This is a genomic window from Acidiphilium sp., assembly GCF_049977125.1.
Classification (GTDB): domain Bacteria; phylum Pseudomonadota; class Alphaproteobacteria; order Acetobacterales; family Acetobacteraceae; genus Acidiphilium.
In genome coordinates this window covers 2,949-15,541 of sequence record NZ_JBMFGY010000039.1, presented here as the reverse complement: position 1 = coordinate 15,541, position 12,593 = coordinate 2,949, and the positions used below count along the sequence as shown (strand labels likewise).

13 protein-coding genes are annotated in these 12,593 nt (G+C 65.9%); 10 read left to right on the top strand and 3 right to left on the bottom strand.

What is annotated here, in order from left to right:
* From ribD to thiL, 6 genes are all read left to right on the top strand, one after another.
* Positions 1 to 1,091 (top strand): bifunctional diaminohydroxyphosphoribosylaminopyrimidine deaminase/5-amino-6-(5-phosphoribosylamino)uracil reductase RibD (gene ribD, locus ACP5E6_RS08380; protein ID WP_427953734.1); only part of this gene is annotated, 1,091 nt, incomplete at its 5' end.
* Complete coding sequence (locus ACP5E6_RS08375; RefSeq protein ID WP_427953732.1) at positions 1,091 to 1,705, top strand: riboflavin synthase; 615 nt, start codon at positions 1,091 to 1,093, stop codon at positions 1,703 to 1,705. The genes ribD and ACP5E6_RS08375, both read left to right, overlap by 1 nt.
* The gene (ribB, locus tag ACP5E6_RS08370; protein ID WP_427953760.1) at positions 1,705 to 2,832 is read left to right on the top strand and encodes a 3,4-dihydroxy-2-butanone-4-phosphate synthase; all 1,128 of its coding nucleotides are present in this window, start codon (positions 1,705 to 1,707) and stop codon (positions 2,830 to 2,832) included. Before ACP5E6_RS08375 ends, ribB begins: the two co-directional genes overlap by 1 nt.
* On the top strand, positions 2,829 to 3,311 hold the full coding sequence (ribH, locus tag ACP5E6_RS08365; protein WP_427953730.1) for a 6,7-dimethyl-8-ribityllumazine synthase: 483 nt from the start codon (positions 2,829 to 2,831) through the stop codon (positions 3,309 to 3,311). The genes ribB and ribH overlap by 4 nt, the downstream gene beginning before the upstream one ends.
* Positions 3,308 to 3,808 carry a transcription antitermination factor NusB gene (gene nusB, locus ACP5E6_RS08360; protein WP_427953728.1) on the top strand — a complete coding sequence of 167 codons (501 nt, stop codon included), beginning with the start codon at positions 3,308 to 3,310 and terminating at the stop codon, positions 3,806 to 3,808. Before ribH ends, nusB begins: the two co-directional genes overlap by 4 nt.
* Positions 3,805 to 4,746, top strand: a complete 942-nt coding sequence (gene thiL, locus ACP5E6_RS08355; RefSeq protein ID WP_427953726.1) for a thiamine-phosphate kinase — start codon at positions 3,805 to 3,807, stop codon at positions 4,744 to 4,746. The genes nusB and thiL overlap by 4 nt, the downstream gene beginning before the upstream one ends.
* A 6-nt stretch (positions 4,747 to 4,752) precedes the next feature.
* On the opposite strand, the gene ACP5E6_RS08350 is transcribed toward thiL, so the two are convergent.
* The 3 genes from ACP5E6_RS08350 to ACP5E6_RS08340 are packed head-to-tail and all read right to left on the bottom strand — an operon-like array spanning position 4,753 to position 7,879.
* Positions 4,753 to 5,625, bottom strand: coding sequence for an SDR family oxidoreductase (locus tag ACP5E6_RS08350; protein WP_427953724.1), 873 nt, complete (start codon positions 5,623 to 5,625; stop codon positions 4,753 to 4,755).
* Complete coding sequence (locus tag ACP5E6_RS08345) at positions 5,622 to 6,596, bottom strand: NADPH:quinone oxidoreductase family protein (protein WP_427953722.1); 975 nt, start codon at positions 6,594 to 6,596, stop codon at positions 5,622 to 5,624. The genes ACP5E6_RS08350 and ACP5E6_RS08345 overlap by 4 nt, the downstream gene beginning before the upstream one ends.
* On the bottom strand, positions 6,596 to 7,879 hold the full coding sequence (locus ACP5E6_RS08340) for an acyl-CoA dehydrogenase family protein (RefSeq protein WP_427953720.1): 1,284 nt from the start codon (positions 7,877 to 7,879) through the stop codon (positions 6,596 to 6,598). The genes ACP5E6_RS08345 and ACP5E6_RS08340 overlap by 1 nt, the downstream gene beginning before the upstream one ends.
* Positions 7,880 to 8,021: 142 nt before the next feature.
* Between ACP5E6_RS08340 and ACP5E6_RS08335 the strand changes: the two genes are divergently transcribed.
* From ACP5E6_RS08335 to ruvC, 4 genes are all read left to right on the top strand, one after another.
* Positions 8,022 to 9,083: a phosphotransferase family protein gene (locus tag ACP5E6_RS08335; RefSeq protein ID WP_427953718.1), complete on the top strand. Its 1,062-nt coding sequence runs from the start codon at positions 8,022 to 8,024 to the stop codon at positions 9,081 to 9,083.
* A gap of 89 nt (positions 9,084 to 9,172) precedes the next feature.
* Positions 9,173 to 9,769: a glutathione S-transferase N-terminal domain-containing protein gene (locus tag ACP5E6_RS08330; RefSeq protein ID WP_427953716.1), complete on the top strand. Its 597-nt coding sequence runs from the start codon at positions 9,173 to 9,175 to the stop codon at positions 9,767 to 9,769.
* Positions 9,770 to 10,076: 307 nt separating this feature from the next.
* Complete coding sequence (locus tag ACP5E6_RS08325; protein WP_427953714.1) at positions 10,077 to 11,894, top strand: flavin-containing monooxygenase; 1,818 nt, start codon at positions 10,077 to 10,079, stop codon at positions 11,892 to 11,894.
* Positions 11,895 to 11,989: 95 nt separating this feature from the next.
* Positions 11,990 to 12,520, top strand: coding sequence for a crossover junction endodeoxyribonuclease RuvC (ruvC, locus tag ACP5E6_RS08320; RefSeq protein ID WP_427953712.1), 531 nt, complete (start codon positions 11,990 to 11,992; stop codon positions 12,518 to 12,520).
* Positions 12,521 to 12,593: the final 73 nt, after the last annotated feature.

The following is a 12,593-nucleotide window of genomic DNA, read 5'->3' as shown; positions in this document are numbered from 1 at the left end:
CCGATGCGGAGTATATGACGGCGGCGATCGCGCTCGCGCGGCGCGGCCTGGGCGAGACGGCGCCCAATCCCAGCGTCGGCTGCGTGATCGTGCGCGAGGGCCGGGTGGTTGGTCGCGGCCGCACGGCGATTGGCGGACGGCCGCATGCGGAAACCCGGGCCCTGGCCATCGCCGGGGCGGCGGCGCGCGGCGCGACCGCGTATGTTTCGCTCGAACCCTGCGCCCATCATGGCCACACCCCGCCCTGCGCGCGCGCCTTGATCGACGCCGGCGTCGCGCGGGTGGTGGTGGCGGCCCGCGATCCTGATCCACGGGTGAACGGCGCCGGTATCGCCATGCTGCGCGCGGCCGGGATCGAGGTGGTCGAGGGGATCGGCACGGCGGCGGCGGCGGCGGTGAATGAAGGGTTTGTGTCGGTGATCACCCGCGGATGGCCGGTCGTCACGCTGAAACTGGCGACGTCGCTCGATGGCCGCATCGCGACGCGCACCGGTGACAGCCAGTGGATTACCGGCGAGGCCTCGCGCCGGACGGCGCATGCGTTGCGCGGGTCGCATGATGCCGTGATGGTCGGGGTCGGCACGGCGTTGGCCGATGACCCGGAACTGACCTGCCGGATCGATGGGTTTCGCGTCGCGCCGCTGATCCGTATCGTGATGGATTCGCATTTGCGCCTGCCGTTGAGCGGGCGGCTGGCGCGTGGGGCGGGCGAGCATCCGCTCTGGATCATCCATCGCGACGGCGTTGATCCGGCGCGGCATGAGGCATTTGCTGCGCTGGGCGCGCGGTTATTCGCGGTGCCGGTGGCGGAGATCGGGGTCGATCCGGGTGCGACACTGCGGGCGCTGGGGGCGGCGGGCGTGACGCGCGTGCTGGTTGAGGGCGGGAGCGCCCTTGCGGCATCGCTGTTGCGCGCCGATCTGGTGGATCGGGTCGCGTGGTTCACGGCGCCGATGGTGATCGGGGGCGACGGGGTTGCCGCGGTCGCGGGATTCGGGGTTGCCGAACTGGCGGCGGCGAAACGGCTGACGATGCTGAGCGCGCAGGACAGCGGCGCGGACCGGCTCGGCTATTATCGGAGACAGGATTGATGTTTACCGGGATTATTACGGCGGTCGGGCGGCTTGCCGACAAATCGCCACCGACCAGCGGGCGCGATGCGCGGTTCGTGATCCGCGTGCCCGAACGCAACGCCGCCTGGGCCGATCTGGCGACGGTGGCGCTCGGGGCGTCGATCTGTTGTTCAGGCTGCTGCCTGACCGTGGTCGACGCCGGCACAGATTGGTTCGCGGTGGATGTCTCGGGCGAGACCTTGTCGAAAACCACGCTCGGCGGCTGGCGCGAGAACGATCCGGTCAATCTGGAGCGCGCGCTGCGGATGGGCGATGAGTTGGGCGGGCATGTGGTGTCCGGCCATGTCGACGGGCTGGGCCGGGTCATCTCGAAGACGCCTGAGCATGGCTCGACGCGATGGCGGTTCACCGTGCCGCCGGCGCTGGCGCGGTTCATCGCGCCGAAGGGCAGCATCACGGTCAACGGCGTGTCGCTGACGGTGAACGAGGTCGAGGGTAACGAATTCGGGGTCAATATCATTCCCCATACCGACCTCGTCACGAATTTCGGCACGCTGGCGGTGGGGGATGCGGTGAATATCGAGATCGATATGCTGGCGCGCTATGTCGCGCGGCTTGTGGAGTTTTCATGATGGATCAGATCAAGACGGCGTCGTTGCAGAGCTACCTGTCCTCGGCGGCGGAGATCATCGACGAGGCGCGGGCCGGGCGCATGTTCATTCTGGTCGATGACGAGGATCGCGAGAACGAGGGCGACCTCGTGATTCCCGCGCAATTCGCAACGCCGGATGCGATCAATTTCATGGCCAAGCACGCGCGCGGCCTGATTTGTCTCGCGCTGACGAAATCGCGCTGCGAGACGCTCGGGCTGAAGATGATGGTGCAATCGAACGGGTCGCGCCATGAAACCGCATTCACCGTCTCGATCGAGGCGCGCGAAGGGGTCACGACGGGGATTTCGGCGGCGGATCGGGCGCGGACGATCGCGGTGGCGATCAACCCTGAGTCGACCGCCGCCGATATTGCCACGCCCGGCCATGTGTTTCCGCTGATGGCGCGCGATGGCGGCACGCTGGTGCGCACCGGACACACCGAGGCGGCGGTCGATATCGCGCGGCTCGCGGGGCTGACGCCGGCGGGGGTGATCTGCGAGATCATGAACGAGGACGGCACGATGGCGCGGCTGCCCGATCTCGTGAGTTTCGCGCAATATCACAATCTGAAACTCGGCACGATCGCGGATTTGATCGCGCATCGGCGCAGCACCGAAAAACTGGTGCGGCGCAGCGGCGACGGCAGCGTGACCGACGGCGCCGGGCATGTGTGGCGAATGGTGAGTTTCCAGAATTCGATCGATCATGTCGAGCATCTCGCCCTGGTCAAGGGCGATATCGCCGCCGACCAGCCGGTGCTGGTGCGGATGCATGCGATCAGCACGATCGACGATATTCTGGGCGGCCCGCATATCCGCGACCTGCGCCGGGCGATGGCGCAGATCGCCGAGGCCGGGCGCGGGGTTGTCGTGCTGATCCGCGAGGCGAGGCCGGATGCGGTCTCGGCGCGGCTGACCCAACTCAACGGCGGGGCGCGCACCGGCACCGTGTTGCGCGATTATGGCATCGGGGCGCAGATCCTGACCGACCTTGGGGTGCGGGATATGATTTTATTGTCGAATCACCGGCGCGCCTTGATCGGGCTTGAGGGGTATGGGTTGAATATCGTGGATCAATTGCCGATCGAGGGCCAGACCACATCATGAGCACCGCCGATGCCATCGCGCCCGTCGCGCCGGTTATGCCCGGGGTCGCACCCCGGGTGCTGCTGATCCGCGCCCCGTATTATCGGGCGATCGTCGATGGCATGACGGCGGCGGCCACGGCGTTGCTCGGCGAGGTCAACGCGACGGTCGAGACGATCGATGTCGCCGGCGCCTTCGAGTTGCCGCAGGCGCTGCGGATCGCCCTGCGCGGCACGACCCGGTTCGACGGGTTCGTGGTGCTTGGCTGCGTCGTGCGCGGCGAGACCGATCATTATGACTATATCTGCGACAGCGCGATGAACGGGTTGATGAATGTCGCGGTGCAATTCGGCCTCTGCCTCGGCACGGCGCTGCTCACCGTCGATACCATCGCCCAGGCCGAAGCGCGGTCAGCGGAGACCGGCCCGAACAAGGGCGCCGAAGCCGCCGTTGCATGTCTGAAACAAATTGCCCTCGCGCGCCATCTGGGGGCGGCATGACCGCGGCATCGGGCAAGGGCGTGCGGCCGCGGACCCTCGCGCGGGTGGCCGCGGTTCAGGCGCTGTATCAATGCGAGCAGAACGGCGAGACGGCTGAAACCGTGATCGACCAATTCATCCGTCACCGGATCGGCGCGCTGCCCGGCAAGGCTGGCGTGGCGGATGGCAGGGTGCCGGAGGCGCATGCGCCGCTGTTCGCGCGGATCGTGCGCGTGGCGACCGAGCAGCAGAATGTGATCGACCCGATGATCGTCGGGCTGCTGCCGGACGTGTGGCCGATGACCCGGCTCGATCCGGTGTTGCGGGCGCTGCTGCGCGCCGGCGGCGCGGAATTATGGATGACCGACGGGCCGCCGCCGCGCGTGGTGATCAATGAATATCTCGACGTGGCGCATGGTTTTCTGAAAGAGGACGCGGTCCAACTGGGCAACGCCGTTCTCGACCGGATGGCGCGGATACTGCGGCCGCACGAATTCGCGGAGACCGAGGCGGGGTGAATAATGGCGAGTTCGAGCGGATTGCGCGGTATTTCGCGCCGTTGGCGAACGAGGCGGCGCTGGGTCTGACCGACGACGCCGCGGTATGGCTGCCGCCAACCGGACGCGCGCTTGTTCTCACCCTCGATCAGATGATCGAGGGCGTGCATTTCCTGGCGGATGATCCGCCCGATTGCGTGGCACGCAAATTGCTGCGGCGGAACCTGTCCGATCTGGCGGCGATGGGCGCGGCACCGATCGGCTATCTGCTCACCACGGCATTGCGCGCAACGACACCGGAGCCCTGGCTCGCGATGTTCGCCGAAGGGCTGAGGGTCGATCAGGAACGCTACGGCATCACCCTGTTCGGCGGCGACAGCACATCGACGGCGGGGCCGCTCATGGTTTCCGCCACGATGATCGGGCAGGTCGCACCTGGGGCGGCGTGGCGCCGGTCCGGCGCGCGGGCCGGCGATGCGATGTTCGTGACCGGCACGATCGGCGATGCGGTGCTGGGGCTCGAGGCGGCGCGGGGCAATATTGATGATCCGACCTTGCGGTTTCGCGAGCGGCGGTTGCTGCCGGAACCAAGGGTCGGGTTGGCGATTGCCGGGCTGGTGCATGCCGCCATCGATATCTCCGATGGTCTGGTGCAGGATGTCGGGCATCTCTGCGCCGCCTCAGGGGTGGGTGCTGTGATCGAGGCCGGGTTGGTGCCGCGATCGGCGGCGGCGCGCGCGGCCGGGGATGATTGGCTGGCAGCGCGGCTGACCGGCGGTGATGATTACGAGTTGGTCATTGCAGCACCGGTCGAGGCGGAACCGGCCTTGCGCGCCGGATGCGGCGATGTGGCGATCACCCGGATCGGGTTTTTCACCGGATCGCATCAAGATGTCATCGTGCGGGATGCGGCCGGAGCCGCGATGTCGTTCGCCCGGCCGGGTTGGCGGCACTTCTGAGCGTGGTTACGACGGCGCGGTGAAGGCGACCTCTTTTTTCAGCGCGAACGGGTCGGTCGGGTTGCGCTGTGCCAAAATATCCGCGAGGCGGAGTTCGACCGAACCCAGGATGCGGGGATGGGTGAGGCAATAGAATTGCCCCGCCTCGATCGCCTCGAAGGTTCTGGCGGCGACATCGGCGGCGCTCAATCGGCCGGAGGTGACGGCTTTGCGGGTCTGTTCCTCGGCGAGACGCTGGCTTTCGGTCGGCGGGGCGGTGTTCGCCAGATCCTCGGGCCGGTTGCGCCCGGCATCCTTGATTCCGGTATCGACGAACGCGGGACACAGAACCGTCACGCCGAGTTTCGATCCGGTGATCCGCAGATCCTGAAACAGGGTTTCGGACAGGGTGACGACGCCGTGTTTCGAGACGTTGTAGGGTCCCATCGTCTGCGCCGAGAGCAGACCCGCGACCGAGGCCGTGTTGATGATGTGGCCGAAATCATTGCCGGCGATCATGCGGGGGACGAAGCCGCGGATGCCATGGATGACGCCCCACAGATTGACGCCGAGCACCCATTGCCAATCGGCGAGCGAATGCTCCCAGATCAACCCGCCGGTGCCGACGCCGGCGTTGTTGAACAGAAGATGCACGGCGCCGAACCGCGCGAACACGCGATCGGCGAACGCATCCATCGCGCGCGCGTCACTGACATCGAGACGGACGGCGAGGATCTCGGTCGTGTCCGCCAGCGCGGCGACGACCGTATCGAGCGCATCCTGTTGAATATCGGCGAGGGCGAGTTTCATGCCGCGCGCCGCGGCGAGGCGCGCGAATTCACGGCCGAAGCCGCTGCCCGCGCCGGTGATGACGGCGATGCGGTCCTTGAATTCCTTCATGGCGTGATCACGATTTTGCCGGTGACCTGCCGGGCCGCCATGTCATGCAGCGCCTGACGCGCATCCTCGAGGCGATAGGTCTTTGAAATCAGGGGCCGGATTTTTCTCTCGGCGAGCATTTCGAACAGATCCTGCATCATCGCGATCTGGCGGGCGGGCTCGCGCCGCGCAAACTCGCCCCAGAACACGCCGACGATCGACGCTCCCTTCAAAAGGGGAAGATTGAGCGGCAGGCTAGGGATTTCGCCATTGGCGAAGCCGATCACCAGGTAGCGGCCACGCCAGGCGATGGATCGGAACGCGGGTTCGGCGAACGCGCCGCCAACCGGATCGACGATGATATCGAGGCCGCGCCCCTCGGTATGGGTCTTGATCGCCGCGCGCAGATCCTCGGTGGTGTAATTGATCGTCAAATCCGCGCCGCGCTCGCGGCAGATCACCAATTTGGCATCGCTCGAGGCGGCCGCGATAACGGTGGCGCCGCGCGCCTTGGCGATCTCCACCGAAGCGAGGCCGACGCCGCCGGCGGCGCCGAGCACGAGCACGGTATCGCCCGATGCGACGCCGCCACGATCGATCAGCGCATGATGCGCGGTGCAGAACGCCAGCATGAAGCCGGCCGCGACATCGTAGGGGACCTGCGCGGGAATCGGCACACAGAGATGGGCATTGAGCGCGATCTTCTCGGCGAAGCCGCCGGTCGAACAGAGCGCCAGAACCCGATCGCCGACCTTGAACCCGGCGACGCCCTCACCCACCGCCTCGATCTCGCCGGCGATTTCAGCCCCCGGCGTGAACGGCAGCGCCGGCTGCACCTGATATTTTTTCTGGATGATCAGCACATCCGGAAAATTGACGCCGGCGGCGTGGATTTTCACCACGACCTCGCCGGTGCCGGCAACAGGGTCGGCAATCTCACGCAGCGCCAGCGTGTCCGGTCCGCCCCATGCCTCACAGACGATGGCGCGCATCAGAGCGGCAGACCCGGTTCGGACAACCCATCCGCGATCATCACATTGGGATAGCCGCCCGAGCGCGCGGGATCGGTGTTCTGATAGCGCCGCTGTTCCAGCCGCGCCAGTTGATCGCGATGGACTTCATCGGGACCATCGGCAAGGCGCAGGGTGCGCTGATGGGCATAGGCGGTCGAGAGCCAGGTATCGGCAACCCCGCCGCCGCCGAACGCCTGGATCGCCCAATCGACGATCTTGCACGCGATATTCGGCGCGACCACCTTGATCATCGCGATCTCCGCGCGCGCCCCCTTGTTGCCTACAGTGTCCATCATATGGGCCGCCTTCAGGGTGAGCAGGCGGGCCTGATCGATCATGATGCGCGATTCCGCGATGCGTTCGCGCCACACGCTCTGTTCGACGACCGGCTTGCCGAAGGCGGTGCGCGACTCCAGCCGGCGGACCATGCGTTCCAGCGCGCGCTCGGCAACGCCGATCGAACGCATGCAATGATGGATCCGTCCCGGCCCGAGCCGCCCCTGCGCAATTTCGAAGCCGCGCCCTTCGCCGAGCAGGATGTTCGCTGCCGGCACCCGCACGTTCTCGAAGATCATCTCGGCATGGCCGTGCGGTGCGTCATCATCGCCGAACACCGGCAGGGCGCGTTTCATCGTCACGCCCGGATGCGGAAACGGCACCAGAATCATCGATTGCTGCTTGTAGCGATCGGGGTTGGCGGGATCGGATTTGCCCATCACGATCAGCACGCGGCAACGCGGATCGGGCGCCCCCGACGCCCACCATTTATGCCCGTTGATGACATATTCATCGCCGTCGCGCCTGATGTCGGTCTCGATATTGGTGGCATCCGAGGAGGCGACGCGCGGCTCCGTCATTGCAAAGGCGGAGCGGATTTCCCCCGCGAGCAGGGGTTTCAGCCAACGCTCCTTGTGTTCCGGCGCGGCATAGCGCGTCAACACCTCCATATTGCCGGTGTCCGGCGCCGAACAATTGAACACCTCCGGTCCGAACGGGCTGCGGCCCATGATTTCGGCGAGCGGCGCGTATTCAACATTGGTCAGGCCGGCGCCATGCTCGGAATCGGGCAGAAACAGGTTCCACAACCCGGCCGCTCTGGCCTTCTGTTTGATCTCGGCGAGCAGGGCCAGGGGCTGCCACCGGTCGGTCTGGCTATGGGCGGTATGGAACAGCGATTGCTCATTGGGATAGACATGCTCGGCCATGAAATCCGCAACGCGCGTGCGCAGGGCTTCGGTTTTGGCAGAATAGCGGAATTCCATCGCGGCATTTCCCTCATTGGTTTTTTCCGATTGTGCGGCTTGCGCTTGGGTTACGCAAGTCCCCCATGCGGTATCGCGGTGCGGCGCTTGACAGGAAGTTGTCGCGCCCCGAATGCTCGGTTCCAAGCAGGGGAGGCACGTCATGGGCGACGCATCGGCACCGAAACTGGTCGAGGTGTTGGCGCAACACCGGTTCGATGAGGCCAGGCTGGCCGCCTATCTGAAGGCGCATCTTGCCGGTTTCGACGGCGCCGCGACGATCCGGCAATTCCAGGGCGGCCAGTCCAATCCAACCTATCTGATCGAGGCGTCGGGCCGGCGCTTCGTGCTGCGCAAGCAGCCGCCCGGCGCGCTGCTGCCCTCGGCCCACCAGATCGATCGCGAGTATCGCATCCAGACCGCCCTTGCGCCTACCGGCGTGCCGGTGGCGGCGATGCTGCACTACTGCGACGACGCAACGATCATCGGCACGCCGTTCTATGTGATGGCGCATGTCGAGGGGCGGGTGTTTCACGACGTGATGATGCCGGACGTCAGCGCGGCCGATCGCGCGGCGATCCAGCGGCACCTGATCGAGACCATTGCCACGCTGCACCTTGTCGATGTGCCGGCGGTCGGGCTGGAGGGTTTCGGCCGGCCCGATCACTATGTCGCGCGGCAGATCGAACGCTGGACCCGCCAGTACGAAGCCTCGAAAACCGCCGATTTCCCGGCGATGACCCAGTTGATCGACTGGCTGCGCGCGCATCAGCCGGCGCAGGACGAAACCAGCATCGTGCATGGCGATTTCCGGCTCGGCAACATGGTGATCCACCAGACCGCGCCGCGCATCGTCGCCGTGCTGGACTGGGAGCTTGCGACCCTCGGCCATCCGCTCGCCGATCTGGCCTATTGCTGCATGTCCTACCATCTGCCGCCCGGTTCGGGACCGGCGATGGCGGGGTATCAGGGCGTCGATCTCGCCTCGCTTGGCCTGATGACCGAAGCCGAGGCGCTCGATCTCTATTGCGCCCGCACCGGACGCGATGGGATCAAGGATTGGCGGTTTTTCATGGGATTCTCGCTCTTCCGCTCGGCGGCGATCGTCGAAGGCGTGTTCGCCCGCTCGCGGGCCGGCAACGCGGCGGATGAACGAGCCGGGCGCATGCACGACATGTTCATCACGGTGGCCACGACCGGATGGGATCTCGTGCGCGGCGCCTGAACGCCGGGTACCTCTTGTATCACGCGCGGCAACCCCGATACTCCGCCAGTAGCAGCCAGCGGCAGCCAGCAGCAGAAGGATCATCCGGCATGAAATTGTTCTATTCCGCGACCAGCCCCTACGTCCGCAAGGTCATGGCCTGCGCCATCGCCCGCGACATCGCGACGCAGATCGAAACGATCCCGACCAATCCGCATGACAGCCCGGCGGCGCTGGTGGCGGCGAATCCCTTGTCCAAGGTGCCGTGCCTGATCACCCCCGATGGGTTTGCCCTGTTCGATAGCCGGGTGATCTGCGAATATCTTGACACGGTGGGCGACGCGCTGCCCCTGTTTCCGGCCGGCGGCGCGGCGCGCTGGGTGGCCTTGCAGCATCAGGCGATCGGCGATGGCCTCCTGGATGCGGCGGTGGCGCGGCGGATGGAGAGCCTCAAACCCCAGGACGCCGCGCGCGATGCCTTCATGGCGCGGCAACAACAGGCCGTGGCGCGCTGCCTCGCGATGCTCGAACAAAATCTGCCCGGCAAATCGCTCGATATCGGCACCCTCGCGGTCGGTTGCGCGCTCGGTTATCTCGATTTCCGGTTCGCCGCCGATCAGTGGCGCGCGCGCCATCCCCGCCTCGCGTCATGGTTCGACCAACTGGCGGCCGAGCGCCCGTTCACCGCGACCACGCCGCCGGCCTGACGCCCTCGCGGTTGAACCGCGGCAGCCCTATCGCGGTTGAACCGCGATAACCCCCTCGCGGTCGAACCGCGATAACCCCCTCGCGGTCGAACCGCGATTTCCCATGATCGAAACGAGAATTTCACCTTGCATGGCGCATGGCGCCGGGGCAGGATCACGGCGTGTGCCGGATGGCCGTGTGTCCCATGACCATCGCCGGTGCGGTTCGTGCCAACGCCTGCAATGGGCCGCGTGACGCGGTCCCAAACGCCTGCAACGGGCCGCGTGACGCGGTCCCAAAAAAACGATTACGGGAAAGGAAACATAAATGAACGATATCATGATCGATACCGATACCATCTCGCCGCAAGCCGCGGCGCAGGGTTGGATTGACGCGTTCAACCAAGCCCTGGCCGCCGGCGACGCACAGGCGGCGTCGCGCCTGTTCGCGCCCGTGTGCTACTGGCGTGACTTGATCGCCTTCACCTGGAATCTCAAAACCGTCGAGACAAGGGCGGGTGTGCATGACCTTCTGGCCGCAACGCTGGAGACGACCGGACCGGTCACCTTCACACTCGCCGAACCGGCCACGCAATCGGGCGATCTGGTCGAGGCCTGGTTGCGCTTCGAGACCAGAATTGGCCGCGGCGAGGGGCTGGTGCGTCTGCGCAATGGCGAGGCCTGGACACTGTTGACCGCAATGTCCGAACTCAAGGGCCACGAGGAACCGATGCACGCCCGTCGGCCGATGGGTGCCGAGCATGGCGTCAAACCCGGTCGTAAAAGCTGGGGCGAGGCCCGCGCGGAGGCCGCCCGCACGCTCGGCTACGAGACCCAGCCCTATGTTCTCGTCATCGGCGGCGGACAAGGGGGCATCGCGCTCGGGGCACGGCTGCGTCAGCTCGGCGTGCCCACGATCGTGATCGACAAGCACGAACGGCCGGGTGACCAGTGGCGCAAGCGCTACAAATCGCTCTGCCTGCATGATCCGGTCTGGTATGATCATCTGCCCTATCTCGATTTCCCGGCCAACTGGCCGGTATTCTCGCCGAAGGACAAAATCGCCGACTGGCTCGAGATGTATACCAAGGTCATGGACATCGACTACTGGACCAAGACCGTGGCGCAGAGCGCGACCTTCGATGCGGCCAGCGGCACCTGGCGCGTGATGGTCGATCGGGACGGCGTGGCGGTGACACTGCGACCGACACATCTCGTGCTCGCGACCGGCATGTCCGGCAAACCCAATATTCCCCCGTTCAAGGGGATGGACCGGTTCCGTGGCGAGCAGCACCACAGCTCGGCGCATCCGGGACCGGACGCTTATGCGGGCAAAAAAGTCGTCGTGATCGGCGCGAACAATTCGGCGCACGACATCTGCGCAGCCCTTTGGGAACACGGCGCCGATGTCACGATGATCCAGCGTTCGAGCACGCATATCGTGCGGTCGGAGTCGCTGATGGAAATCGGCCTGGGCGATCTCTATTCGGAGCGGGCGGTGGCCAATGGCGTCACGACACGCAAGGCGGACATGATCTTCGCCTCGCTGCCGTACCGGATCATGCACGAGTTCCAGATCCCGGTGTATGACGCGATCCGCCGCAAGGATGCGGATTTCTACGCCGCCCTCGAACGGGCCGGGTTCATGCTCGATTTCGGCGCCGACGACTCTGGCCTGTTCATGAAATACCTGCGCCGCGGTTCGGGCTATTATATCGATGTCGGCGCCTGCGATCTGGTCATCGACGGCAGCATCAAGCTGAAAAGCGGCGTCGCGATCGAGGAGATCACCGAAACCGGGGTCAGCATGGCCGATGGCGAGGAATTCCCGGCCGACCTGATCGTCTATGCCACCGGCTATGGCTCGATGAACGGTTGGGCGGCGGATCTGATCAGTCAGGACGTGGCCGACAAGGTCGGCAAAGTCTGGGGTCTCGGCTCGGACACGCCGAAGGATCCCGGCCCCTGGGAAGGCGAGCAACGCAACATGTGGAAGCCGACCCAGCAGGAGAACCTCTGGTTCCATGGCGGCAATCTGCACCAGTCGCGCCATTATTCGCTCTATCTCGCGCTCCAGCTCAAGGCGCGCCAGGTCGGGATTCCGACGCCGGTTTACGGATTGCAGGAGGTCCACCACCTGCACTGACGCGTCCCCGCCGGTCACCGGCGGCGTAATCTCGCGCATCTGGTTCGCCCGATGCCGGGTTTGGGTTGACCCGCCGCCGCGCGTATAAGACCCACATGGCGATTCGCGCGCGGATACTGGGGATCGATCCGGGGCTTCGGTTTACCGGATTCGGCATCATCGATGTCGATGGCAATCGTCTGCGCCATGTGGCGGACGGCGTCATCCCCACCGATGGCGATGCCTCGGTCGCCGAACGGTTGCGGGTGCTCGACGCCGCGCTGACCCGCTTGCTGCACGATTACGCGCCGGATTTTGCCGCGGTCGAGGAAACCTACGTCAATCGCAACGCAACCGCGACACTGAAACTCGGCTATGCGCGCGGCGTGGCGCTGCTGGCACCGGCCCGCGCCGGTGTGCCGGTCGCGGAATATGGCGCGAAAACGGTGAAACGCGCGGTGGTCGGCACCGGTAATGCCGAAAAATCGCAGGTCGCGCTGATGGTGCGCCGGTTGCTGCCGGGTGCCGCGATCAAGCGGGCCGACGCCGCCGATGCCCTGGCCGTGGCGATCTGCCACGCGCATCATCTGGCCACCGCGTCGGCGATGCCCGTCTCGGCGTCCCCGTTGCTGACCGGGGCGGCATGATCGGCAAACTCACAGGTCTCGCCGAACAGATCGAGGACGGGCGCTGCCTGATCGATGTCGGCGGTGTCGGCTA